Below are 24427 nucleotides of genomic sequence, written 5' to 3' on the forward strand. Positions count from 1 at the left end.
CGAGAGGCAGATGCGCACCTTCGCGATCGGCGACGTCCACGGCCATCTGGACCTGCTCGTCGATCTCCTGGCCAGGATCGAGCGAATGGCGGGGGGCGATCCCCACCGGATCATCTGCCTCGGCGACTATATCGATCGCGGGCCAGCGAGTGCGGGGGTCATTGCGTTTCTGCGGGAGCGGCAGGCGCTGGCAGGCCGCGACCGCTTCATGTGCCTCAAGGGCAACCACGAGGACATGCTCCTGCGGGTTCGCCAGGGCACCTTGTCCGAGCAGCTATGGCTGCGGAACGGGGGGCGCGAATGCCTCGTCTCGTTCGGCATCCCGTCGGCCGGGGACCTGCCGGAGGACGTGGCCGACTGGCTTGCGGAGTGCCCGACCTATTTCGAGGATACCTGGCGCTGCTATGTCCATGCGGGCCTCGATCCGACCCGCGACCGGCTGGACCAGCGCGACGAGGATCGCCTCTGGATCCGGGGCCCGTTCCTCGATGCCGAGCACGATTTCGGCCGCTATGTCGTGCATGGCCATACGCCGCAGGAGGACGGGCGCCCCGATCTGCGTCGGCACCGGGTCAATCTCGACACCGCCGCCGCTTATGGCGGCCCTCTGACGGCCGCGATGTTCGTGGACGGATGCGAGCGGCCCGCCGCCTTCCTCGCCGCCGAGCCGCCGTGACTTACGCCGCCCGCGAGCGGGAGAGGAAGGAGAAGGCGCGGGAGCGCTTGCCGCGCCGCCGCTCGGCCAGCTCCTCCCGGAGCGCCTGGATGATGCGCGGGTTCAGGATGTCGCCGTCATGCGTGATGATCCACGCATGCTCGTTGTCGCCCTCGCCGGCCGCGCGGATGGCGTCGTCCAGCGTCGCATAGACCGCTTCCTCCTCGGAACCGTCATCGGCGGGCCAGAAGAAGAGCTTCGCAGGTGCTGCCCAGTTATAACGCGACACGTGAAGGCCCCCGCTCGAATTCAACGGGTGGCATTAAGGGACCTGCGACGTTATCGTTCCGCTAAATGGGCTGCGGGCGCGCCGTCCGAAAGCGGGACGCCGGCATTCATCCACGACAGCCGGGAGATCGGACAACGGCCCTCTTGCTTCTCGACATCGCCGGCTGCGTCGCGCTGCTGCTCTGGGGCCTCCACATGGTCCAGAGCGGCGTCCAGCGCGCCTACGGGGCGCGCCTGCGGCAGGCCCTGGAGATGGCGCTCCACAACCGGCTGAAGGCGCTTCTCGCCGGGCTCGGCGTCACGGCCGTCCTGCAATCCTCGACGGCGACGGGGCTGATGGCCTCGTCCTTCGCCTCCAGCGGGCTGGTCGCCGTCGTGCCGGCCCTCGCCGTCATGCTCGGCGCCAATATCGGCACGACGCTGATCGTCCAGGTCCTGTCCTTCGACGTCTCGCGCGTCGCGCCCGTCCTGGTCCTCGCCGGCGTGCTGATGTTCCGGCGCGGGGGCGCGGCGAGAACGCGCGACCTCGGCCGGGTCGCGATCGGGCTCGGCCTGATGCTGATCGCGCTCTCGCGGATGCTGGAACTGCTCATTCCCTACGAGGACGCCCCCTCGCTCAGGCTGATGCTCGGGCTCTTGACCACCGATCGCGTCATCGCCGCCGTCGCGGCGGCGGCCGTGACCTGGCTCGCCCATTCGAGCGTCGCTGTCGTGCTCCTGGTGATGTCCATGGCGCAGAAGGGCGTCCTGCCGCTGGAGGCCGCCCTCGCGATGGTCGTGGGCGCCAATCTCGGCAGCGCGCTCAACCCGCTGATCGAAAGCGGGACGACGGGCGACGTCGCCGGCCGGCGCGTCGCCCTGGGCAACGTGCTCAACCGCCTCGCCGGCTGCGCCATCGCCATTCCGCTCCTGGGCTGGATCGGCCCGATCCTCACGACATGGCAGCCCGACCACTCCCGCGCCGTCGCCGATTTCCACACGGCCTTCAACATCGTGCTGGCCGTTCTCTTCCTGCCGCTCCTCGGCCCCTTCTCGCATCTGCTTCGGCGCCTCCTGCCGACGCGGATCGAGGCCGCCGACCCGTCCCGCCCCGTCCATCTCGACCAGTCCGCGCTCGAAACGCCCTCCATCGCCCTCGGCCACGCCACGCGCGAGACGCTGCGGATGGTCGATGTTCTCGAGACGATGCTGCGTGGAACGATCGACGTGATCGAGACCTCCGACCGGGGACGGGTCGCGGAGGTCCGGCGCACCGACGACGTGCTCGACAGCCTCAACCGGGCCATCAAGACCTATGTGTCCGGCCTCGACGTCGACGACATGAGCGAGGCCGACCATCACCGGGCGGCGGCGATCCTCACCTTCGCCACCAATCTCGAACATGCCGGCGATATTCTCGACCGGAACGTGATGGCTCTCGCCTCGAAGCGGCTGAAGCGCGGCGAGGGTCTCCCGGCCGGGCGGGGGCGCGAGCGGGCGCATGGAATGATGGTCCGGCTCGAGGCGAATCTGCGCGCGGCGGCCTCCGTCTTCGTCACGGAGGACCTGCGCGCCGCGCGCAGCCTCGCGGACGAGAAGACGATCTTCCGCGACCTGGAATCGGAGGCGGTCGCCGAGCATTTCCGCTCGCTGCGCTCCCGCGAGCGCGGCGCCGCCGAGGCGAATTCGCCCGATCTCGACCTGCTGCGGGACCTCAAGCGCATCAACGACCATCTGGTCTCGGGCGCAGCCTATCCCGTCCTGCAAAGCAAGGGGGTTCTCCTGCCCTCGCGGCTGCGTCCAGCCGACCGGGACGGACGGAACGGCGCCTGAGCGCGGCTCAGCGCCGCCGGGCGGTGCGGAGCGTGGCGTGAAGGGGGCGCCAGGCGAGCGGGCGCTCGTCGCAATAGTCGCGCGTCAGGGTCGACTGCCGCCGCTCCTCGGGCGCAGTGAAGTAGTTGTTGGGCGCGAAGCCGAAGGCATGCCTCTGGACGCCGCCGGTGCGCGGATCGGGCCCGGCATTCGGCGCCTCGAGGCAGACGAGCCATAGCAGGCGCCCGGTGCCGTCGCGGATCAGGACCGGCGCGGAGAGGCTCGCCCCCGCGAGCGCGTTCGGATCGGCGAAAAAGAACCGCCCCCAGGATGCGATCGTGGCCGCATAGTCGCGGGGGATCGGAGGCAGCCGGCCCGGCCCCACCTCGCGCTGGTCGAAGGCGAGGGACGGGCCCGCGGAAAGCAAGGCCAGCGCAGCGGCCGTGAAGACGCGAACAGGTACCAAGACCCGGCTCCGAACGATGAGATTGCCGCCTTCCTTACAACGAACCGTGCCCGGATGCACAGGGGAGGTCCCCGTTGCGGCGCGACCGCCCGGGCGATTCGCGGGGCATTCCGATCCTATTTGCTCCTCAGGGTTTCCTTTTGGGTGATGAGCCGCGCGGAATTGTGCCCCGAGAGGAAGCTCCAGAGCCAGCTCAGCGAGACGACGAGCCGCGAGCGCGTGCCGATCAGGAAATAGATGTGGGCGATTCCCCAGACCCACCAGGCGAGCCAGCCCTTCATCCGGAACCGGCCGAAATCGATCACGGCGGCGTTTCGGCCGATCGTGGCGAGATTTCCCATGTCCTTGAAGCGGAAGGGAGGCGGCGCGGGCCGGCCGGCGAGACGAGCCCGGATGACGTCGGCTGCATATTTGCCCTGCTGCTTCGCGGCCGGGGCGACGCCCGGAACCGGCCGCCCGTCGCATTCGACATGGGCCGTGTCGCCCAGGACGAAGATCGAGGGGTCGCCGGGCAGCGTCAGGTCGGGCCCGACGACGACGCGCCCCGCGCGGTCGGCCTCCGCGCCCAGCCACGCCTGGGCCGGCGAAGCCTGGACGCCCGCCGCCCAGATCACGGTGCGGGTGGCGATGGGCTGCTCGCCGAGCACGATTCCGTCGCGGGAGCAGTCCGTTACGGGAGTCCCGGTCAGGACCTCGACGCCGCTCTTCTGCAGCATGCGCGTCGCATAATCGGACAATTCTTCGGGAAAGGCGGCGAGGATGCGCGGCCCGGCCTCGATCAGCATGATCCGCGCCCGGCGCGTATCGATGCGGCGGAACTCGGGCGGCAGGACGCGGTGGGCCAGCTCGGCGAGAATCCCCACCAGCTCGACCCCGGTCGGCCCCGCGCCGATCACCGCGAAGGTCAGCTCGGCCGCCCGCTCCGCCTCGTCCCCGGCCATTTCCGCGCGCTCGAAGGCCACGAGCATCCGGCGCCGGATCGTGGTCGCGTCCTCCAGCGTCTTCAGCCCCGGCGCGTCCGCCTCCCAGTGGTCGTTGCCGAAATAGGCGTGGCGGGCGCCGGTGGCGAGGACGAGCGTGTCGAAGGGGATGCGGCCTCCGCCCTGGAGGAGGACTTCCCGCGCCTGCCGGTCGACGCCCTCGACCGTCGCCAGAAGCGTCGTCACGTCCTTGCGGTCGCGCAGGAGGCGGCGAATGGGCCAGGCGATCTCGGATGCCGCCAGCAGCGTGGTCGCCACTTGGTAGAGCAGCGGCTGGAACAGGTGGTGGTTGCGCTGGTCGATGAGCGTGATCTCGCATCCCGCTCCGGCGAGATCGCGGACGAGCTGCAGCCCCGCGAAGCCGGCCCCGACGACGACGATGCGGTGTGTCACGAGGGATCTCCGAGGCGATCGCGGGCCGCCGGGCCGGCTTCCGCCAGCACATCACATCTTGCGGCCTGGGCGATAGAGCCGGGACATTGTTTCGGATCAATTTTTTTAGCTGCGCCGCCGCCCGCCGGGACGCCTGTGGAGAACCCCGCGCCGGCCCGAAACGAAGCCTGCCAGCATCCGCAGGTTTTCGATGCGGGCGTTAAAGAGGTGGGCGATGTGTAGAGTCAGCTTGTCACCTTAGAATCGCTGCGATAAGCCGGCTAGGTCTTCGGGTCGCGGTTTGGCCGCGTCCCCGGGGAGGAACGAGAATCGGGGGTCGCCCGTCCCCAAGCGGATGGCGGCCTATGGGTGCAGGATGACAGACCTCATCACAGCCTATTTGCCGCTCGTGATCTTCATCGGCGTGTCGCTGGTGATCGCCGGGGCGCTGCTCGTCCTGCCGTTCATCCTGGCCTACAAGAGTCCCGATCCGGAGAAGCTCTCGGCCTATGAATGCGGCTTCAACGCATTCGACGACGCGCGCATGAAGTTCGACGTCCGGTTCTACCTCGTGGCGATCCTCTTCATCATCTTCGACCTTGAGGTTGCATTCCTCTTTCCCTGGTCGATCACATTCGGCGACCTCGGCTGGTACGGCTATTGGTCGATGATGATCTTCCTCGGGGTGCTCACGGTCGGATTCGTGTACGAGTGGAAGAAGGGAGCCCTGGAATGGGACTGAGCCCGAGCCAGACGGTGGTCGCGCCCGCCCCCCGCGGCATCATCGACCCGGCGACCGGAAAACCGGTCGGAGCCGATGATCCGTTCTTCCGCGAGGTCAATGCGGAACTGGCGGACAAGGGCTTCCTCGTCACCTCGGCCGAGGACCTGATCACCTGGGCCCGCACGGGCTCGCTGATGTGGATGACCTTCGGCCTCGCCTGCTGCGCGGTCGAGATGATCCACCTGTCGATGCCGCGCTACGACGCCGAGCGCTTCGGCTTCGCGCCGCGCGCGACGCCCCGCCAGTCGGACGTGATGATCGTCGCCGGCACGCTGACGAACAAGATGGCGCCGGCCTTGCGCAAGGTCTACGACCAGATGCCGGAGCCGCGCTACGTCATCTCCATGGGAAGCTGCGCCAATGGCGGCGGCTATTACCATTACAGCTACGCGGTGGTGCGCGGCTGCGACCGGGTCGTGCCGGTGGACATCTATGTTCCCGGCTGCCCGCCGACCGCCGAGGCGCTTCTCTACAGCGTACTCCTGTTGCAGCGGAAGATCCGCCGCATCGGCACGATCGAGCGTTGATCGCGCCATGCGGATGGAAGAAATCCCGTTCGGGACGACCGACTGGTCCCGGGTCGAGCCTTCCCGGCATGCCGGGGAGGCCGGCGAGGCCGTCTGGCGCACGCGCCAGTTCGGCGACATCCGCGTCCGCATGGTCGAGTACAGCCCCGGCTATCTCGCCGACCATTGGTGCCAAAAGGGGCATATCCTGCTCTGCCTTTCGGGCGAGCTGGAGACCGAGCTGTCCGACGGGCGCCGCTTCGTGCTGAAGCCGGGAATGAGCTATCAGGTGGCGGATGGCGCCGAGCCGCACCGCTCCCGCACGGGCGCGGCCGGCGCCACCCTCTTCGTGGTCGACTAGGAGCGCCCTATGACCGACCTCCAGACCCTCTCCGACCACATCGCTGCCGGGCTCGGCGACCTCGTCGCCTCGCGGGTGATCGCCTTCGGCGAGCTGACCATCGTCGCGCCGGCCGAGAAGATCCTCGACGTCCTGCGCTTTCTTCACGACGATCCGGGCTGCCGCTTCATCAGCTTCATCGATATCTGCGGCGCCGATTACCCGGAGCGCGAGAAGCGCTTCGACGTCGTCTATCACCTGCTCTCGCCGCGCCATAACACGCGCATCCGGGTGAAGGTGGAGACGGACGAGGCGACGCCGGTGCCGTCCGCGGTCTCGATCTTCCCGGCGGCCAACTGGTTCGAGCGGGAAACCTACGATCTCTACGGCGTCCTCTTCTCCGACCATCCCGACCTGCGCCGCATCCTGACCGATTACGGCTTCGACGGGCATCCGCTGCGCAAGGACTTCCCGCTCACGGGCTTCGTCGAGGTCCGCTACGACGATGAGCAGAAGCGCGTCGTCTACGAGCGGGTGAAGCTGACGCAGGAATTCCGCAACTTCGACTTCATGTCTCCCTGGGAAGGCACGGACTACGTGCTGCCAGGCGACGAGAAAGCCAAGGCGAACTGACCATGGCGGCAGATCACGGCCTCGCGGCGGAACGCGACGAACTTCTGGACGAGAAGCCGCAGCCCGGCGCGTCCAACGACTTCAGCTCGACCGCCGATCTCGTGCCCTCGGTCGGGCGCGAGCATGACATCCGCAATTTCTCGATCAATTTCGGGCCGCAGCATCCGGCGGCCCACGGCGTGCTGCGGCTCGTGCTGGAGCTCGACGGGGAGATCGTCGAGCGGGTCGATCCGCATATCGGCCTCCTGCATCGCGGCACCGAGAAGCTGATCGAGTACAAGACCTATCTCCAGGCGACGCCCTATTTCGACCGGCTCGACTATTGCTCGCCGATGAACCAGGAGCATGCCTTCTGCCTGGCGGTGGAGAGGCTGCTCGGGCTCGACGTGCCCCGGCGCGGCCAGCTCATCCGCGTGCTCTACTCGGAGATCGGGCGGATCATGTCGCATCTCCTGAACGTCACGACCCAGGCGATGGACGTCGGCGCGCTGACGCCGCCCCTCTGGGGCTTCGAGGAGCGCGAGAAGCTCGTCGTCTTCTACGAGCGGGCCTCGGGCTCGCGCATGCATGCGAATTATTTCCGGCCGGGCGGCGTGCACCAGGACCTGACGCCGAAGCTGCTCGACGACATTGAGGAGTTCTGCGAGCATTTCCCGAAGGTGCTGGATGATCTCGACGTCCTGTTCATCGGCAACCGCATCTTCAAGCAGCGCAATGTCGATATCGGCATCGTGACGCTCGAGGATTGCTGGAAATGGGGCTTCTCGGGCGTGATGGTGCGCGGCTCCGGCGCGGCCTGGGACCTGCGCCGGGCGCAGCCCTACGAGTGCTACGACGAGATGGAGTTCGACATCCCGGTCGGGAAGAACTGCGACAATTACGACCGGCAGGTGATCCGCATGGAGGAGATGCGGCAATCGAACCGCATCATGCAGCAATGCATCCGCAAGCTGCGCGAGCCCTCTGGGCAGGGCCCCGTCTCCTCCGTGGACGGCAAGGTCGTCGCCCCCAAGCGCGGCCAGATGAAGCGCTCGATGGAAGCGCTCATCCATCACTTCAAGCTCTATACCGAGGGCTTCCACGTGCCCCCCGGCGAGGTCTATGCCGCGGTCGAGGCGCCCAAGGGCGAGTTCGGCGTCTATCTGGTCGCCGACGGCACCAACAAGCCCTATCGCTGCAAGCTCCGCGCGCCGGGCTTCGCCCATCTCCAGGCCATGGATTACATCTGCCGGGGCCACATGCTGGCCGACGTCTCGGCGATCCTCGGCTCCCTCGATATCGTGTTCGGCGAGGTTGATCGCTGATGTCCGTCCGTCGTCTCGCCCCGCCCGAAATCCAGCCGGCCTCCTTCGCCTTCACGGAGGAGAACGAGCGCTGGATCGAGAAGCAGATCGCGAAATATCCCGAGGGCCGGCAGGCCTCCGCCGTCATCCCGATGCTCTGGCAGGCCCAGAAGCAGCATGACGGCTGGCTGCCCCAGAAGGCGATCGAGGCGGTCGCCACGCGCCTGGACATGCCGGTCATCCGGGTGCTGGAGGTTGCGACCTTCTACACCATGTTCAACCTGGAGCCGGTCGGCCGCTTCTTCATCCAGCTCTGCGGCACCGTTCCCTGCCACGTGAAGGGCGCGCTCGACCTGAAGCAGGTCCTGCTCGAGAAGGTCGGCGACCAGCAGCATGTCACCGCGGACGGCAATTTCTCCTGGCTGGAAGTCGAGTGCCTGGGCGCCTGCTGCAACGCGCCCATGGTGCAGATCAACGACGATTATTACGAGGACCTGACGCCGGACCTCCTGATCAAGCTCCTCGACGACCTCGCCGCCGGGCGCGAGGTGAAGGTCGGGCCGCAGAACGGCCGCCGCGCCTCCGAGCCCCAGGACGCGATCGACACGCTTCAGGACCCGGCCCTGTTCGACGGCTCGCTCATCGGCGCCTGGCGCAAGCGCTTCGAGCGGCGGGAGGTCGAGCTGCTCGACGAGGCCCGTCCCGCCGCTGCGGCTCCCGCTCCGGCGGCGCCCGTGCCGCCAGCCAAGGATCCGGGCGTCGCCACGGCCTCCGGTCCTCACGATCCGAAGCCCGGCAAGCCCGATGCGGGCCGGGCCGAGCATGCGCCGGCGGCCGATGCCCCGGCCCAGCGCGTTCAGGAGGGCAAGGAGCCGATCCACCCCGAGGCGCGCGCCGACGCGGCGGACGCCTCCAAGGCGACGGCCGCCGATACCGGCGCGCCCAAGGCGGAGGTCGACGCGCCTCCTGCGGCTCCGGCGGCGTCTGGAGCTTCCTCGGGAGGGGAGGTGCTGCCGGGCGGTGGCACGAAACCCGAATTGCTGACATCGGCTCCCCAGGGCGGCGGCGACGAGCTTCAGAACATCTGGGGCGTGGGGCCCAAGCTCGCGGCGCTGCTGAACGACCTCGGCGTCTTCCATTATGCCCAGATCGCTTCCTGGACGGATGACAATCTGCGCTGGATCGACGAGCATCTGGAGGCGTTCAAGGGGCGTCCGATGCGTGATCGCTGGGTGGAGCAGGCCAAGGTGCTGGCGGGCGGCGGCTCGAAGCAGGATGCCGAGGCCGTCGGCCGCGGAACGAAGGGGACCGCCTGATGGCACTCGCCGATCGCGACCGCATCTTCACCAACCTCTACGGCCTGCATTCGCCGGGGCTCGAGGCTGCGCGGAAGCGCGGCGCCTGGGACGGCACGAAGTTCCTGCTGGAGCAGGGCATCGACTGGATCATCAACGAGATGAAGGCGTCGGGCCTGCGCGGGCGCGGCGGCGCCGGCTTCCCGACCGGCCTCAAATGGTCCTTCATGCCGAAGAAGTCGGACGGGCGGCCGCATTATCTCGTCGTCAACGCGGACGAATCGGAGCCCGGCACCTGCAAGGACCGGGAGATCATGCGGCACGACCCGCATCTCCTGATCGAAGGCTGCATGATCGCCTCCTTCGCGATGCGGGCAAATGCCTGCTATGTCTATCTGCGGGGGGAATACATCGCCGAGCGCATCGCCTTGCAGAAGGCGGTCGACGAGGCCTACGAGGCGCGGCTCGTCGGCAAGGACAACGTCCACGGCTATCCCTTCGACATCTACGTCGCCCACGGCGCGGGCGCCTATATCTGCGGCGAGGAGACGGCGCTGCTCGAAAGCCTTGAAGGCAAGAAGGGCATGCCGCGGCTGAAGCCGCCTTTCCCGGCCAATATGGGCCTCTACGGCTGCCCGACGACAGTGAACAACGTCGAATCGATCGCGGTCGCGGGCACCATCCTTCGGCGCGGCGGCGGCTGGTTCGCCGGGATCGGCACCAAGAACAACACCGGCACCAAGCTCTTCTGCGTCTCCGGGCACGTGAACAAGCCCTGCAACGTGGAGGAGGAAATGGGCATTCCCTTCCGCGAATTGATCGACAGGCATTGCGGCGGCATGCGGGGCGGCTGGGACAACCTGCTCTGCTCCATTCCGGGCGGCTCGTCGGTGCCGCTCGTGCCGGCCGAGCAGATCATCGACGCGCCGATGGATTTCGACACCCTGCGCGGGCTCCAGTCGGGCCTCGGCACGGCCGCGGTCATCGTCCTCGACAAGTCGACCGATATCGTCCGGGCGATCGCGCGGATCTCGTATTTCTACAAGCACGAGAGCTGCGGCCAGTGCACGCCGTGCCGCGAAGGGACCGGCTGGATGTGGCGGGTGCTCTCGCGGATGGCCGAGGGCCGGGCGCAGAGGCGCGAGATCGATATGCTGCTCGAAGTGACCAAGCAGGTCGAGGGGCACACGATCTGCGCGCTCGGCGACGCGGCGGCATGGCCGATCCAGGGCCTCATCCGGCACTTCCGCGGCGAGATCGAGAAGCGGATCGACCAGTACTCGGCCAATCCGCATTCCGAGCCTGCCCTCATGGCGGCGGAGTAGAAAGATGACGAAGATCATCGTCGACGACGTCGAGGTCGACGTCCCCGCGGACTACACGCTCCTCCAGGCCTGCGAGGCCGCGGGGGCGGAGATCCCGCGCTTCTGCTTCCACGAGCGGCTGTCCATCGCCGGCAATTGCCGCATGTGCCTCGTCGAGCTGAAGGGCGCGCCGAAGCCGGTGGCCTCCTGCGCCTGGGGCGTGCGCGACTGCCGGCCCGGCCCGAACGGCGAGCCGCCAACCGTCGTCACCCGCTCGCCCATGGTGAAGAAGGCGCGCGAGGGGGTGATGGAGTTCCTCCTCATCAACCATCCCCTCGACTGCCCGATCTGCGACCAGGGCGGCGAATGCGACCTCCAGGACCAGGCCATGGCCTACGGGGTCGATTCCTCCCGCTTCCACGAGAACAAGCGCGCGGTTCACGACAAGTATATCGGGCCTCTCGTGAAGACCTCGATGAATCGCTGCATCCATTGCACGCGCTGCATCCGCTTCGTGACCGAGGTGGCGGGCGTGCCCGATCTCGGCGCGACGGGCCGCGGCGAGGACATGGAGATCACGACCTATCTCGAGCGCGCGATGCGCTCGGAGTTGCAGGCCAATGTCGCCGACCTCTGCCCGGTCGGGGCATTGACCCACAAGCCGCAGGCCTTCCATGTCCGCCCCTGGGAACTGATCAAGACGCCTTCGATCGACGTCATGGACGCGGTCGGCTCGAATATCCGCGTCGATGCCCGGGGCAAGGAGGTCATGCGCGTCCTGCCGCGCGTGCACGAGGGCATCAACGAGGAGTGGATCTCGGACAAGACCCGCCAGCATGTCGACGGGCTCAAGCTCCAGCGCCTCGACCGGCCCTATCTGCGCGAGAACGGCCGCTTGCGGCCGGCTACCTGGCCCGAAGCCTTCGCGGCCATCGCGGCGAGGCTCGCAGGCGCCGATCCAAAGCGCGTCGGGGCGATCGCTGGCGACCTCGCGGCGGTCGAGGAGATGTGGGCTCTGAAGAAGCTCATGGCTGCCCTTGGCTCGGCGAATGTCGATTGCCGCCAGGACGGCTCGGCGCTGTCTCCGGAGCACGGCCGCGCCTCCTACATCTTCAATCCGACCATCGCGGGGATCGAGAAAGCCGACGCGATCCTGATCGTCGGCGCCAACCCGCGCTGGGAAGCGGCGCTGGTCAATGCCCGGCTGCGCAAGCGTTGGCGCCTGGGGCCGCTCCCCGTCGGCCTCATCGGCGAGCAGGTCGACCTGACCTATCCCTATACTCATCTCGGCGCCGGTCCCGAGAGCTTGGGGCTGCTCGCGGCGGGCAGCGACTTTCTCGACAAGCTGAAAGCGGCGGAGCGTCCCCTCATCGTGGTCGGGGCCGCGGTCTCCGCGCGTCGCGACGGCGGCGCCTTGCTGGCCGCGACCGCCCGGCTCGCCCAGGCCGTCGGGACCGTGGTGGAGGGCTGGAACGGATTGGCCGTGCTCCATACGGCAGCCTCGCGGGTGGGCGGCCTCGATATCGGCTTCGTGCCGGGGGAGGGGGGGCTCGCGGCCTCCGCCATGGCCGAGGCCGGCGCCCTGGACGTGCTGTTCAATCTCGGCGCGGACGAAATCGAGGTCGGCCCCGGCGCCTTCGTGATCTACCAGGGCACGCATGGCGACCGCGGCGCCCATCGGGCCGACGTGATCCTTCCCGGCGCCGCCTATAGCGAGAAGTCTGGCACTTACGTGAATACGGAAGGGCGGGTCCAGCAGACCAACCGGGCCGTGTTTCCGCCGGGCGATGCCCGCGAGGATTGGACGATCCTGCGCGCCCTGTCCGACGCAGTCGGCCACAGGCTGCCCTTCGACAATCTTCCCGCTCTGCGGCGGGACCTGCATGCGGCGCATCCGCATCTCGCCGCGCTCAACGCCATCGCCCCCGGCGAGGGAAGCGCTGCCCTGGCTGCCCTGGCTGGACTTGGCGGCAGCACCGGGGGCGAAGCCTTTGTCTCGCCCGTCGCCGATTTCTACCTGACCAACCCGATCGCACGCGCCTCCCGCGTCATGGCCGAGTGCTCGGCCCTGCATGCGGTGCCTGCGCTCCAGGCGGCGGAGTGAGCCCGATGGATCTCCTCATCACCGTCCTGCTCGCGGCGCTGAAGAGCGTCGTCCTGCTCGTCTGCCTGCTCGTCTATATCGCCTTCGCGCTCTATGCCGACCGCAAGGTCTGGGCGGCCGTGCAGATGCGCCGGGGACCGAACGTGGTCGGGCCCTGGGGGCTGCTGCAAAGCTTCGCCGACCTGACCAAGTTCTTCTTCAAGGAGCCGGTGATTCCAGCGCCTGCCAACAAGGGCGTGTTCCTGCTCGCGCCGCTCGTCTTCGCGACCTTGTCCCTCGCGGCCTGGGCGGTGATCCCGGTGAATGCGGGCTGGGCCGTGGCCGACCTCAATGTCGGCGTGCTCTACATCTTCGCGATTTCCTCGCTCGGGGTCTACGGCGTCATCATGGGCGGCTGGGCCTCGAACTCGAAATATCCCTTCCTCGGCGCGCTGCGTTCGGCGGCGCAGATGGTGTCCTACGAGGTCTCGATCGGGTTCGTGATCGTCACGGTGCTGATGTGCGCGGGCTCGCTGAACCTGACCCGGATCGTCGAGGCGCAGGACCATTACGGGATTTTCGGCTGGTACTGGCTCTGGCTGTTCCCGATGTTCGTCATCTTCTTCATCTCGGCGCTGGCCGAGACGAACCGGCCGCCCTTCGACCTGCCGGAGGCCGAATCCGAGCTGGTGGCGGGCTACATGGTCGAATATTCCTCGACGCCCTTCCTGCTCTTCATGCTCGGCGAATACGTCGCCATCATGCTGATGTGCGCCATGGGGACGATTCTGTTCCTCGGCGGGTGGCTCTCGCCCATCCCCTTTCCGCCCTTCACCTGGGTGCCGGGCGTGATCTGGTTCGTCCTGAAGGTCTCGTTCCTGTTCTTCCTCATCGCCATGGTGAAGGCTTTCGTGCCGCGCTATCGCTACGACCAGCTCATGCGCCTCGGCTGGAAGGTCTTCCTGCCGCTGTCGCTGGCGGCCGTGGTGGTCGTGGCGACCGTCCTCAAGATCACCGGGCTCGCCCCGGTCGCCGGCTGAAGGAGCGCCGCCCATGTCCGCGATCGCCCGCGCCGCCCAATCGCTCCTGCTCAAGGAGTTCATCGACGCCTTCGTCCTCTCGATGCAATATTTCGTGAAGCCGAAGGCGACGCTGAACTATCCCTTCGAGAAGAACTATTCCTCGCCCCGCTTCCGTGGCGAGCACGCCCTGCGCCGGTATCCGAACGGCGAGGAGCGCTGCATCGCCTGCAAGCTCTGCGAGGCCATCTGCCCGGCCCAGGCGATCACGATCGAGGCCGGCCCGCGCCGCAACGACGGCACGCGGCGCACCACGCGCTACGACATCGACATGGTGAAATGCATCTATTGCGGCATGTGCCAGGAGGCCTGCCCGGTCGATGCCATCGTCGAGGGGCCGAACATGGAATTCGCCACCGAGACGCGCGAGGAACTCTACTACGACAAGCAGAAGCTGCTCGAGAACGGCGCCCGCTGGGAGCGCGAGATCGCGCGCAACCTGCGCGCCGATGCCCCCTACCGGTGAGGGCGTCATGCGCAGCGATCGCATCTCCGGCGCCGTTGTCCTCTCAGGGACGGCGGCCTATGACGCCCTTCGGATTCCGGTATCGGCCGCCCGCGGCGAGACCTGGAGCAGCCTGACGCCATGACCGCCCTGTTCTTCTATCTCTTCTCGTCCGTTGCGGTCGCCAGCGCGTTCATGGTGATCGCCTCGCGGAATCCCGTGCACTCGGTGCTCTACCTGATCCTCGCCTTCGTGAACGCCGCCGGGCTGTTCCTGCTGCTCGGGGCGGAGTTCCTGGCGATGATCCTCGTCGTCGTCTATGTCGGCGCCGTCGCGGTGCTCTTCCTGTTCGTGGTGATGATGCTCGACGTCGATTTCGCCGAGCTGCGCCAGGGCTTTCTGCAATACCTGCCGATCGGCGGCCTCGTGGCGCTGATCTTCCTGGTCGAGCTGGTCCTCGTCGTCTCCACCTGGGCCATCTCGCCCGAGGCGCTCCAGGTGTCGATCGTCGCCAATCCTCCGGCGGAGGCCCTGACCAATACCGAGGCGATCGGACGCGTGCTCTACACGCGCTATGCGCTCTTCTTCCAGGGCGCCGGTCTCGTGCTGCTGGTCGCCATGATCGGCGCCATCGTGCTCACCCTGCGCGACCGCCCCGGCGTTCGCCGCCAGAACATCTCGGTCCAGAACGCGCGCGACCCGAAGGAGGCCGTCAGCCTCCAGAGCGTCCCGTCCCGCCAGGGCTTGCCGGAGAGCGTGTCATGACGATCGGCCTCGGCCATTTCCTCAGCGTCGCCGCGATCCTGTTCACGATCGGCGTCCTCGGCATCTTCGTGAACCGGAAGAACGTGATCGTCATCCTGATGTCGATCGAGCTGATCCTGCTGGCGGTGAACGTCAATCTGGTGGCGTTCTCGACCTTCCTCCACGACATCGTCGGCCAGGTCTATGCGCTCTTCGTGCTGACGGTCGCCGCGGCCGAGGCCGCGATCGGCCTCGCCATTCTCGTCGTCTTCTATCGCAATCGCGGCTCGATCGCGGTCGAAGACATCAACATGATGCGCGGCTGACCGATGTACCACGTCATCGTCTTCCTCCCCCTTCTCGGGTTCCTGATCGCCGGCCTCTTCGGCCGCCGCATCGGCGCGCGCCCCAGCGAGCTCGTCACGACGAGCCTTCTGATGGTCTCGGCCTTCCTCTCCTGGATCGCCTTCTTCTCCGTCGGCTTCGGCTCGGGCGGGGGACGCTACATGGTCGCCAACTGGTTCACCTCGGGCGGGCTGGTGGTCGACTGGGCCTTCCGCATCGACACGCTGACCGCCGTCATGCTGGTCGTCGTGAACTCGGTCTCGGCCCTCGTGCATCTCTATTCGATCGGCTACATGCACGAGGATCCGCATCGCCCGCGCTTCTTCGCCTATCTGTCGCTCTTCACCTTCGCCATGCTGATGCTGGTGACGAGCGACAACCTCGTGCAGATGTTCTTCGGGTGGGAGGGCGTCGGCCTCGCGAGCTATCTCCTCATCGGCTTCTGGTACGAGAAGCCCTCGGCCAATGCGGCGGCGATGAAGGCGTTCATCGTCAACCGCGTCGGCGATTTCGGCTTCGCGCTCGGCATCTTCCTCGTCTTCGTGCTGACGGGCTCGACGATCTACAGCGAGATCTTCGCCAAGGTTCCGGCGCTCAAGGACGCGACCTTCCACTTCATCGGCTTCGACTGGAATGCCCTGACCCTCGCCTGCCTCCTGCTGTTCATGGGGGCGATGGGCAAGTCGGCGCAGTTCCTGCTGCATACCTGGCTGCCCGACGCGATGGAGGGGCCGACGCCGGTCTCCGCGCTCATCCATGCTGCGACGATGGTCACCGCGGGCGTGTTCATGGTGGCGCGCCTGTCGCCGCTCTTCGATCTCGCCCCGGCGGCCTTGTCGGTGGTCACCGTCATCGGCGCCATCACGGCCTTCTTCGCGGCGACGGTCGGCCTCGTCCAGAACGACATCAAGCGCGTCATCGCCTATTCGACCTGCTCGCAGCTCGGCTACATGTTCGTGGCCCTCGGAGTCGGCGCCTATGGCGCTGGCATCTTCCATCTTTTCACGCATGCTTTCTTCAAGGCGCTCCTGTTCCTCGGCGCGGGCTCGGTCATCCACGCGATGCACCACGAGCAGGACATGCGAAACATGGGCGCGCTGCGGAAGTACATCCCGTTCACCACGCTGATGATGACGATCGGCACGCTCGCGCTGACGGGATTTCCGTTCACGGCCGGCTATTTCTCCAAGGATGCCATCATTGAGGCCGCTTTCGTCTCCGACCGGCCGGGCCATGCGATCGCCTTCGTCTCGACCGTGGTCGCGGCGCTGATGACGTCGTTCTATTCCTGGCGCCTCTATTTCATGACCTTCGAGCAGACGGCGCGCTGGGGCTCGGGCCACGGCCACGACGCCCATGGCGACGATCATGCCCATGGGGACGACCATGCAGCGCATGGACATGACGACGATCATCACGCGGACGATCATCACGGCCATGGCCACCAGCCGCACGAGAGCCCGCGCGTCATGCTCGTGCCGCTCGCGGTCCTGGCCTTCGGCGCGATCTTCGCCGGCATGATCTTCTCGGGTTCCTTCGTGGGCCACGGGGCCGAGCATTTCTGGAAGGGCGCCCTCGCGTCGAGCCAGTACCACCTCTTCGAGGAGATGCATCACGTCCCCTTCCTGGTGAAGGTGTCTCCCTTCGTGGCAATGGTGCTCGGCTTCCTGCTCGCCTACCTCATGTATGTCCGCAAACCGTATCTTCCGGCTGCGCTGGCTCACCAGCAGCCCATCTTGTACCGCTTCCTTCTCAACAAGTGGTACTTCGATGAGATCTACGATGTGATCTTCGTCCGCGGGGCGAAGTGGCTCGGCCGCTTCCTGTGGAAGAAGGGCGACGGGGCCGTCATCGACGGCCTCGGGCCGGACGGCATCTCGGCCCGGGTCGTCGACGTCACGCGGGGCGTCGTGCGGCTCCAGACCGGCTATGTCTACCACTATGCCTTCGTCATGCTGATCGGGGTCGCGGTGATCGTGTCCTGGTATCTGATCGTCGGCGGGGGAGCCCACTGATGTTTTCCCTCGGAATCCTCGCCGGCCTGATCATCGTGCCTCTCGCCGGGGCGGCCTTCGTCCTGACTCTCGGGGGCGAGGACAGCGACGTGCGCGCGAATGCGCGCGCGGCCGCCCTCGCCACCACGCTCATCACCTTCCTGCTCTCCCTCGTGGCCTGGTGGCGCTTCGACCCGACGACCGCCGCCTTCCAGCTCACCGAGACGCATGCCTGGCTGACGGAGTCGATCAAGTTCAAGCTGACGGTGGACGGCTTCTCGATGCCGTTCATCCTGCTCACGACCTTCCTGATGCCGTTCTGCATCCTGGCCTCGTGGGAGGTGATCGAGAAGCGCGTGAAGGCTTATTACGTCACGTTCCTCATCCTCGAGGCGACGATGATCGGCGTCTTCGCGGCGGGCGACCTCGTCCTCTTCTACGTGTTCTTCGAGGCGGGCCTCATCCCGATGTTCCTGATCATCGGGATCTGGGGGGGCAAGCGGCGCATCTACGCCTCGTTCAAGTTCTTCCTCTACACGCTGCTCGGCTCGGTGCTGATGCTGCTCGCCATCATGGCGATGTACTGGCATGCGGGCACGACCGACATCCAGGCTCTGCTCCAGCACCGCTTCCCCGCCTCGATGCAGACGTGGCTCTGGCTCGCCTTCTTCGCCTCCCTCGCGGTGAAGATGCCGATGTGGCCGGTCCATACCTGGCTGCCGGACGCCCACGTCGAGGCGCCGACCGCGGGCTCCGTCATCCTCGCCGGCATCCTGCTGAAGATGGGCGGCTACGGCTTCATCCGCTTCTCGCTGCCGATGTTCCCGGACGCGTCGCTGTATTTCCAGCCGCTCGTCTACGCGCTTTCGGTCGTGGCGATCATCTACACCTCGCTCGTCGCGCTGATGCAGGAGGATATGAAGAAGCTGATCGCCTATTCGTCGGTCGCCCATATGGGCTTCGTCACGATGGGGCTGTTCTCCTTGAACCCGCAGGGCGTCCAGGGCGCCATGTTCCAGATGGTGAGCCACGGCCTCGTCTCGGGCGCGCTCTTCCTCTGCGTGGGCGTCATCTACGACCGCATGCACACCCGCGAGATCGCCGCCTATGGCGGGCTCGTGAACCGCATGCCGAAATATGCCGTCGTCCTGATGATCTTCACGATGGCCAATGTCGGCCTGCCGGGCACCTCGGGCTTCGTCGGCGAGTTCCTGACGATGCTCGGCGGCTTCCGCTCCAATCCCTGGGTCGGGTTCTTCGCCGCCTTCGGCGTGATCCTCTCCGCCGCCTATGCGCTGTGGCTCTATGCCCGCGTGGTCTACGGCAAGCTGGAGAAGCCGTCCCTGGCGAGCATCTCCGACCTCGACCGGCGCGAATACGGCATGCTTGCCCTGCTCGCGTTCTTCGTCATCTATTACGGCTTCGCGCCGGGGGCGATCCTGGACGCCTTCGCGCCGCCGACGGAAGCCCTGCTCAAGAGCGTCGCCAGCATCGTGGCGACGACCAAGACTGCGGCAGCCGGCGCCTTCTGACGGACGATCCGATGACCTCCACCTTCATGGCGTCCGATTTCGGGCCAGCGCTCCCCGAGATCCTCCTGTCGATCGGCGTGCTGGCGCTGATCCTGGTCGGCGCGATCCGGGGCAACCGCGCGAATGCCTTCGTCGGCACGGCGTCGTTCGTCCTGCTGGTGATCGCGCTGCTGGCGGTCGGGCTGACGCCCCCCGCCAAGAACGCGACCTTCGGCGGGGCCTTCATCTCGGACGATTTCGCCCGCTACATGAAGGCCCTGGTCCTGCTCGCCTCCGCGGCCACGATCGGCCTGTCGTCCGACTTCATGGTGCGCGAGCGCTTTGCGCGCTTCGAATATCCCATCCTCATCCTGCTCGCGACGGTCGGGATGATGATGATGATCTCGGCCAACGACCTGATCGGGCTGTATCTCGGGATCGAGCTCCAGAGCCTTGCCTCCTACGTCATTGCGGCCATCCACCGCGACAACGTGCGCTCGACCGAGGCGGGGCTCAAATATTTCGTTCTCGGCGCGCTCTCGTCGGGCATGCTGCTCTACGGCGCCTCGCTCGTCTACGGCTTCACCGGGACCGTCTCCTTCCCCGCCATCGCCTCCGCGCTCCAGGGCCACGCGTCAATCGGGCTCGTCCTCGGCATCGTGTTCCTCGCGGCCGGCATCTGCTTCAAGCTCGGCACGGCGCCGTTCCATATGTGGGTGCCGGACGTCTACGAGGGCGCGCCGACGCCGGTGACCGCCTTCTTTGCCTCCGCTCCCAAGGCGGCGGCCATGGCGATGGCGGTCCGCGTCTTCGTCGGAGCCTTCCCTTCCGTCGTCGAGAGCTGGCAGCAGATCATCATCTTCATCTCCATCCTCTCGATGGCGATCGGCGTCTTCGGGGCGATCGGCCAGGCGAATTTCAAGCGCCTCATGGCCTATTCGGCGATCGCCAATATGGGATTTGCGCTGGTCGGGCTCGCGGCCGGCACTCCCGAGGGCGTGCAGGGCGTCATCATCTATATGGCGATCTATCTCGCCATGACGCTCGGCGTCTTCGCGCTGATCATCGGCATGCGCCGGGGCGACGAATATGTCGAGGCGATCGCCGATCTGTCGGGGGCCGCGCAGACCCATCCCTGGCGCGCCTTCTGCCTCGCCATGATGATGTTCTCGCTGGCCGGCATTCCGCCGCTCGCGGGCTTCTTCTCGAAATTCTACGTCTTTGCCGCGGCGGTGCAGACCGGCCAGACGGCGCTGATCGTCCTCGCCGTCATCGGCGTGCTGGCGAGCGTCGTTGGCGCCTTCTATTATATTCGCATCGTCAAGATCATGTATTTCGACGAGCCGAAGCCGAGCTTCGAGCGCCTGCCGGAAGGAGCCCAGGCGGTCCTGGTGGTGTGCAGCATCATCGTAGTGCTGTTCTGGATGCTGCCTTCGCCGCTCGTCAGCTCGGCAGCCCACGCCGCACGCTCGCTGTTCGACTGATCGGATGGCTTTTCCCCTGTCGCCGCGCGCGGCGGCGGCTGGCTATCGGCTGGCTGCCTTCGACACGATCGGCTCGACGAACGAAGAGGGCCTCGCCCGAGCCAGGGCGGAGGAAGGCGGGCCGCTCTGGCTCGTCTCCTCGGAGCAGACGGCCGGCCGAGGCCGACGCGGCAATCCCTGGCAGACGTCGCGCGGGAATCTCGCCGCGAGCCTTCTCCTGGTCACGACCCGTCCCTCGGACGTGATCGCCCAACTCGGCTTCGTGGCCGGGCTCGCCCTGGTCCGGGCGCTTGATGCCGCCCTCGGATCGCATCCGGGCGCGACCATCGCTCTCAAATGGCCCAACGATGTTCTTGCCGGCGGCAGGAAGCTCGCCGGCATTCTGTTGCAGACGGAGGGCCTGCCTTCGGGCGGTCGCGCCGTCGTGGTGGGGATCGGGGTCAATCTCCGGCACGAGCCCGAGGGGGTCCCCTATCCCACGACCTCGCTCCGCACGCTGGGCGCCGATTTGGATGCGCAGACCCTGTTCGGGGCCTTGTCCGACGCCTGGCTGGACGTCCATGCCCTGTGGGACGACGGACGCGGCTTCGCGGCCATCCGCGAGCGGTGGCTTGCGCGGGCGGCGGGGCTGGCAGGCGAGGTGAGCGTGCGGATTCGAGACGATCTCCTCGAGGGCCGCTTCGAGACGATCGACGAACTGGGGCAACTCGTGATCCGGGCCGGGGACGGGTCGGCGCGCCATGTCAGCGCCGGCGAGGTGCATTTCGGCGGCGCGGGCAGCGCGCGGGCGGAGGCCCGGCCATGACGGCGCAGGACGAGCTCGTCTTTCTCCCCCTTGGGGGGCTCGGAGAGATCGGCATGAATGCCGCCCTCTACGGCTTCGGACCGGAACGGCGGCGCAAGTGGATCCTCGTCGATTGCGGCATGGGCTTCGCGAGCGAGGAGCACACGCCGGGCATCGATGTGATGTACCCGGACCTCTCCTACATCGTGGAGCGGCGCAAGGATCTCCTCGGCATCCTCATCACCCACGCGCATGAGGACCATATCGGCGCCCTGGTGGAGACGTGGCCGAAGTTGCGGGCGCCGGTCTATGCGACGCCTTTCGCCGCATCCCTGATCGCGGCCCGCAAGCTGTCCGAGCCGGGCGCGCCAAGGATCGAGATGCGCGAGGTTCTCCCCGGGCGCCGTTTCTCGCTCGGCCCCTTCGACATCGAATACGTGCCGGTCTCGCATTCCATCCCGGAATCGAACGCTCTCGCCATCCGCACGCCACACGGGCTCGTCGTGCATACGGGCGACTGGAAGCTCGACCCGGCGCCGACCCTCGGCAGCAACACGTCGGAGGCGCAGTTCCGCGCGCTGGGCGAGGAGGGCGTGCTGGCCCTCGTCTGCGATTCCACCAATGTCGTGCGCGACGGCGAAAGCCCGAGCGAGAGCGAGGTCTCCGCGACCCTTGCGCGGATCATCCGCGAATCTCCGCATCGCGTCGCCGTCACGACCTTCGCCTCGAACGTCGCGCGGATGCGCGCGGTGGCGGAGGCGGCCCAGGCGGCCGGGCGCGACGTCGTGGTCGTCGGGCGGGCCATGGACCGTGTCGCCGGCGTCGCGGCCGAGATCGGCTATCTCCCGGGCCTTCCCGAGTTCAAGTCGCCGCAAGCCTATGGCTATCTCGCGCGCGACAAGGTGGTGGCTTTGCTGACGGGCTCGCAGGGAGAGCCGCGTGCCGCCCTGGCGCGCATCGCCGCCGACCAGCACCCTGATATCTCGCTCACGGCGGGCGATCGGGTCATCTTCTCCTCCCGCACGATCCCGGGGAACGAGAGCGAGGTGAACGCGATCATCAACGCCCTGATCCGCAAGGGCATCGACGTCGTGACGGACCGGCACGATCTCGTCCACGTCTCCGGCCACCCGCGGCGCGACGAGATGCGCCGCATGTATGAATGGACCCGGCCGCGCATCGCCATCCCCGCCCATGGCGAGGATCTGCATCTCGCCGAGCATGCGGCCTTCGCTCATGCCCAAGGTGTCGAGACCGTCGTGAAGGCGCGCAACGGCACGCTCGTCCGCGTCGCTCCCGGCCGGGCCGAGATTCTCGACCACGTTCCGGCCGGGCGGCTCTATCGGGACGGGGACATCGTCGTCCCGGCGCTCGACCGCGCCGTTCCCGAGCGCCGCAAGCTCGCTTTCGCCGGCATCGTCTCGATTGCGATCGCCGTCGACAAGCGCGGCGAATTCGTCGGCGATCCGGCGATCGACCAGATGGGCCTGCCCGAGAAGTCCCGCTCCGGCGAGCCGCTTGCCGACATCGTCGACGATGCGGTGGTGGCGGTGCTGCGAAACCTTCCGCGCGGGGTTCGGCGCGACCCCGACGCCATCGAGGACGCGGTGGCGAAGGCCGTGCGCGGCGCGCTGCGCAACGTGTGGGGCAAGAAGCCGGCCTGCCACGTCATGGTGCTCGAAGTGTGAGGAGGATGCGTTGATCGGTCGCCTGAACCATGTGGCTATCGCGGTCCCCGATCTCGAAGCCGCCTCGAAGCTCTATCGCGAGGCCCTCGGCGCCGAGGTGACCGCGCCCGCGCCCGAGCCCGATCACGGCGTCACCGTAGTCTTCGTCAATCTGCCCAATACGAAGATCGAGTTCCTGGAGCCCCTGGGCGAGGATTCACCCATCCGGGCTTTCCTCGACCGCAATCCGGGCGGGGGCATCCACCATGTCTGCTATGAGGTGGACGATATCCGCGCGGCGCGCGACAGGCTCGTCGCTTCCGGCGCGCGCGTGCTCGGGAGCGGAGAGCCGAAGATCGGCGCGCATGGCAAGCCGGTGCTCTTCCTGCATCCGAAGGATTTCCTCGGCACGCTGGTCGAGCTGGAACAGGCCTGAGGTTCGTCCGGCCGCGATGCCCTCCCTCGTCGCCCGGCTGGCGGGGTCCATCTGGACCACCTGCGCCGCCGTCCTCCTCCTGGGCCTCGCGGGGATCGCCGGCGGTCGCGCCTTCGACCTGACGACGGTCGGGGCGACCGGACTCTATTTCATCGTCTGGTGGATGGTGTTGTTCACGATCCTGCCGGTCCGCATCCGCACCCAATCGGATCTGGACGAGGTCGTGCCCGGGACCGATCCGGGCGCCCCCTCCGCGCCGGCGCTCCGGGAGCGCGCGATCTGGACCTCCGTCGTCTCGACGGTCGTCTTCGTTCTGATCGCGGCGTTTTTCCCGCTCTCGGGACTTTGACGGGCTTCCGACCGAAAGGGCCGGCTGCGCCTCTTCGCCGTCCCGGCCAGGACACTCGCGCCCGACGACGCCCGTGCCCGAATAGCTCGCCCAATCGCTCGGATTCGGATGACAGGTTTTCTGGAATCGGGTGCTTGAAACAAAAAAAGCAAGGCATGAGCCTTGCTTGCGCCTCTCGGCAATTGATCGTCCCGGCCTTTTACGATTCTGCCCATTTGGCAGGCCGAGTTTTCTTGAAGTCCCCTCCCGAGACCTGGACCGTCGCGCCTCTCTTATGGGGCGCGCTTGAAAGGGCCATAGGCGAGGAAATCGCCGTTGTCACCCCTTTTTTTGAATATTTTACCTTCAAGACAGCCAGGGCCTCGCGGAAATCCTCGCCAGGGCGCCTGTGAAGACGGCTCCCCTTGCCTTTTGCCGGGGAATGGTCTGTTTGCGGCAGTGCAGCGCGTGCGACTCACGCCGATCTCTCCGACATCCTGCCGATACCTGCCATGCGGTTCTCGCGTTCCCTCATTCCCATTCTGCGCGAAGCGCCGCGCGAGGCGGAGATCGTCTCCCATCGCCTGATGCTGCGCGCGGGGCTGATCCGCCAGCAGGCGGCCGGCATCTATTCGTGGCTGCCGCTCGGATTGCGCGTCCTGCGCCGGATCGAGCAGATCATCCGCGAGGAGCAGAACCGCTCCGGCGCCGTCGAGATCCTGATGCCGACCATCCAGTCGGCCGAGCTGTGGCGCGAGAGCGGCCGCTACGATGCCTACGGCAAGGAGATGCTGCGCATCCGCGACCGGCACGAGCGCGAGATGCTCTAC

The 24427-nt window shown here is 67.2% G+C and carries 24 protein-coding genes and 1 pseudogene; 22 read left to right on the forward strand and 3 right to left on the reverse strand.

Features of this window, described 5'->3' with window-relative positions; genetic code table 11:
- Positions 1-10 precede the first annotated feature (10 nt).
- Positions 11-676 carry a metallophosphoesterase family protein gene (locus PKD06_RS08045; protein ID WP_324379310.1) on the forward strand — a complete coding sequence of 222 codons (666 nt, stop codon included), beginning with the start codon at positions 11-13 and terminating at the stop codon, positions 674-676.
- 1 nt (position 677) lies between these two features.
- Here the strand turns inward: PKD06_RS08045 and PKD06_RS08050 are convergent, their stop codons facing one another.
- The gene (locus PKD06_RS08050; protein WP_324379312.1) at positions 678-944 is read right to left on the reverse strand and encodes a hypothetical protein; all 267 of its coding nucleotides are present in this window, start codon (positions 942-944) and stop codon (positions 678-680) included.
- Positions 945-1087: 143 nt separating this feature from the next.
- On the opposite strand from PKD06_RS08050, the gene PKD06_RS08055 reads away from it, so the two are divergent.
- Positions 1088-2755 (forward strand): Na/Pi cotransporter family protein, encoded by a 1668-nt coding sequence (locus PKD06_RS08055; protein WP_324379314.1) that lies wholly within the window; start codon positions 1088-1090, stop codon positions 2753-2755.
- Positions 2756-2762: 7 nt separating this feature from the next.
- Here PKD06_RS08055 and PKD06_RS08060 read toward each other — a convergent pair whose 3' ends face one another.
- The gene (locus tag PKD06_RS08060; protein WP_324379316.1) at positions 2763-3200 is read right to left on the reverse strand and encodes a hypothetical protein; all 438 of its coding nucleotides are present in this window, start codon (positions 3198-3200) and stop codon (positions 2763-2765) included.
- A 116-nt stretch (positions 3201-3316) separates the two neighbouring features.
- Complete coding sequence (locus PKD06_RS08065; RefSeq protein ID WP_324379318.1) at positions 3317-4573, reverse strand: NAD(P)/FAD-dependent oxidoreductase; 1257 nt, start codon at positions 4571-4573, stop codon at positions 3317-3319.
- Between the two features lie 355 nt (positions 4574-4928).
- Between PKD06_RS08065 and PKD06_RS08070 the strand changes: the two genes are divergently transcribed.
- From PKD06_RS08070 to PKD06_RS08165, 20 genes and pseudogenes are all read left to right on the forward strand, one after another.
- Positions 4929-5294 (forward strand): NADH-quinone oxidoreductase subunit A, encoded by a 366-nt coding sequence (locus tag PKD06_RS08070; protein ID WP_324379320.1) that lies wholly within the window; start codon positions 4929-4931, stop codon positions 5292-5294.
- Complete coding sequence (locus tag PKD06_RS08075; protein ID WP_324379322.1) at positions 5285-5863, forward strand: NADH-quinone oxidoreductase subunit B family protein; 579 nt, start codon at positions 5285-5287, stop codon at positions 5861-5863. The genes PKD06_RS08070 and PKD06_RS08075 overlap by 10 nt, the downstream gene beginning before the upstream one ends.
- A 7-nt stretch (positions 5864-5870) precedes the next feature.
- On the forward strand, positions 5871-6203 hold the full coding sequence (locus PKD06_RS08080; RefSeq protein ID WP_324379324.1) for a DHCW motif cupin fold protein: 333 nt from the start codon (positions 5871-5873) through the stop codon (positions 6201-6203).
- Positions 6204-6212: 9 nt separating this feature from the next.
- Positions 6213-6815, forward strand: coding sequence for an NADH-quinone oxidoreductase subunit C (locus PKD06_RS08085; RefSeq protein ID WP_324379326.1), 603 nt, complete (start codon positions 6213-6215; stop codon positions 6813-6815).
- Between the two features lie 2 nt (positions 6816-6817).
- Positions 6818-8119, forward strand: coding sequence for an NADH-quinone oxidoreductase subunit D (locus PKD06_RS08090; protein ID WP_324379328.1), 1302 nt, complete (start codon positions 6818-6820; stop codon positions 8117-8119).
- Positions 8119-9414: an NADH-quinone oxidoreductase subunit NuoE gene (gene nuoE, locus PKD06_RS08095; protein ID WP_324379330.1), complete on the forward strand. Its 1296-nt coding sequence runs from the start codon at positions 8119-8121 to the stop codon at positions 9412-9414. Before PKD06_RS08090 ends, nuoE begins: the two co-directional genes overlap by 1 nt.
- Positions 9414-10718 carry an NADH-quinone oxidoreductase subunit NuoF gene (gene nuoF, locus PKD06_RS08100; RefSeq protein ID WP_324379333.1) on the forward strand — a complete coding sequence of 435 codons (1305 nt, stop codon included), beginning with the start codon at positions 9414-9416 and terminating at the stop codon, positions 10716-10718. The genes nuoE and nuoF overlap by 1 nt, the downstream gene beginning before the upstream one ends.
- Positions 10719-10722: 4 nt before the next feature.
- Entirely contained in the window at positions 10723-12801 is a 2079-nt protein-coding gene (nuoG, locus tag PKD06_RS08105; RefSeq protein ID WP_324379335.1) for an NADH-quinone oxidoreductase subunit NuoG, read from the forward strand.
- Positions 12798-13820, forward strand: a complete 1023-nt coding sequence (nuoH, locus tag PKD06_RS08110; protein WP_324379337.1) for an NADH-quinone oxidoreductase subunit NuoH — start codon at positions 12798-12800, stop codon at positions 13818-13820. The genes nuoG and nuoH overlap by 4 nt, the downstream gene beginning before the upstream one ends.
- Before the next feature lie 13 nt (positions 13821-13833).
- Positions 13834-14325: an NADH-quinone oxidoreductase subunit NuoI gene (nuoI, locus tag PKD06_RS08115; RefSeq protein WP_324379339.1), complete on the forward strand. Its 492-nt coding sequence runs from the start codon at positions 13834-13836 to the stop codon at positions 14323-14325.
- A 120-nt stretch (positions 14326-14445) separates the two neighbouring features.
- Positions 14446-15069: an NADH-quinone oxidoreductase subunit J gene (locus tag PKD06_RS08120; protein ID WP_324379341.1), complete on the forward strand. Its 624-nt coding sequence runs from the start codon at positions 14446-14448 to the stop codon at positions 15067-15069.
- Complete coding sequence (nuoK, locus tag PKD06_RS08125) at positions 15066-15374, forward strand: NADH-quinone oxidoreductase subunit NuoK (protein WP_324379342.1); 309 nt, start codon at positions 15066-15068, stop codon at positions 15372-15374. Before PKD06_RS08120 ends, nuoK begins: the two co-directional genes overlap by 4 nt.
- A gap of 3 nt (positions 15375-15377) precedes the next feature.
- Positions 15378-17408 carry an NADH-quinone oxidoreductase subunit L gene (gene nuoL / locus PKD06_RS08130; protein WP_324379344.1) on the forward strand — a complete coding sequence of 677 codons (2031 nt, stop codon included), beginning with the start codon at positions 15378-15380 and terminating at the stop codon, positions 17406-17408.
- On the forward strand, positions 17408-18919 hold the full coding sequence (locus PKD06_RS08135) for an NADH-quinone oxidoreductase subunit M (protein ID WP_324379346.1): 1512 nt from the start codon (positions 17408-17410) through the stop codon (positions 18917-18919). Before nuoL ends, PKD06_RS08135 begins: the two co-directional genes overlap by 1 nt.
- An 11-nt stretch (positions 18920-18930) precedes the next feature.
- Positions 18931-20382, forward strand: coding sequence for an NADH-quinone oxidoreductase subunit NuoN (nuoN, locus tag PKD06_RS08140; RefSeq protein ID WP_324379348.1), 1452 nt, complete (start codon positions 18931-18933; stop codon positions 20380-20382).
- Positions 20383-20386: 4 nt separating this feature from the next.
- Positions 20387-21187: a biotin--[acetyl-CoA-carboxylase] ligase gene (locus PKD06_RS08145; RefSeq protein ID WP_324379351.1), complete on the forward strand. Its 801-nt coding sequence runs from the start codon at positions 20387-20389 to the stop codon at positions 21185-21187.
- Positions 21184-22854 carry a ribonuclease J gene (locus tag PKD06_RS08150; protein WP_324379353.1) on the forward strand — a complete coding sequence of 557 codons (1671 nt, stop codon included), beginning with the start codon at positions 21184-21186 and terminating at the stop codon, positions 22852-22854. The genes PKD06_RS08145 and PKD06_RS08150 overlap by 4 nt, the downstream gene beginning before the upstream one ends.
- 10 nt (positions 22855-22864) lie before the next feature.
- The gene (gene mce / locus PKD06_RS08155; RefSeq protein ID WP_324379355.1) at positions 22865-23269 is read left to right on the forward strand and encodes a methylmalonyl-CoA epimerase; all 405 of its coding nucleotides are present in this window, start codon (positions 22865-22867) and stop codon (positions 23267-23269) included.
- Positions 23270-23285: 16 nt separating this feature from the next.
- Complete coding sequence (locus tag PKD06_RS08160) at positions 23286-23618, forward strand: DUF1467 family protein (RefSeq protein WP_324379356.1); 333 nt, start codon at positions 23286-23288, stop codon at positions 23616-23618.
- Positions 23619-24109: 491 nt separating this feature from the next.
- Positions 24110-24427, forward strand: a pseudogene (locus PKD06_RS08165) (proline--tRNA ligase); the annotation flags it as partial.

The sequence above is a fragment of the Enterovirga sp. genome, from assembly GCF_035325185.1.
GTDB lineage: Bacteria > Pseudomonadota > Alphaproteobacteria > Rhizobiales > Beijerinckiaceae > Enterovirga.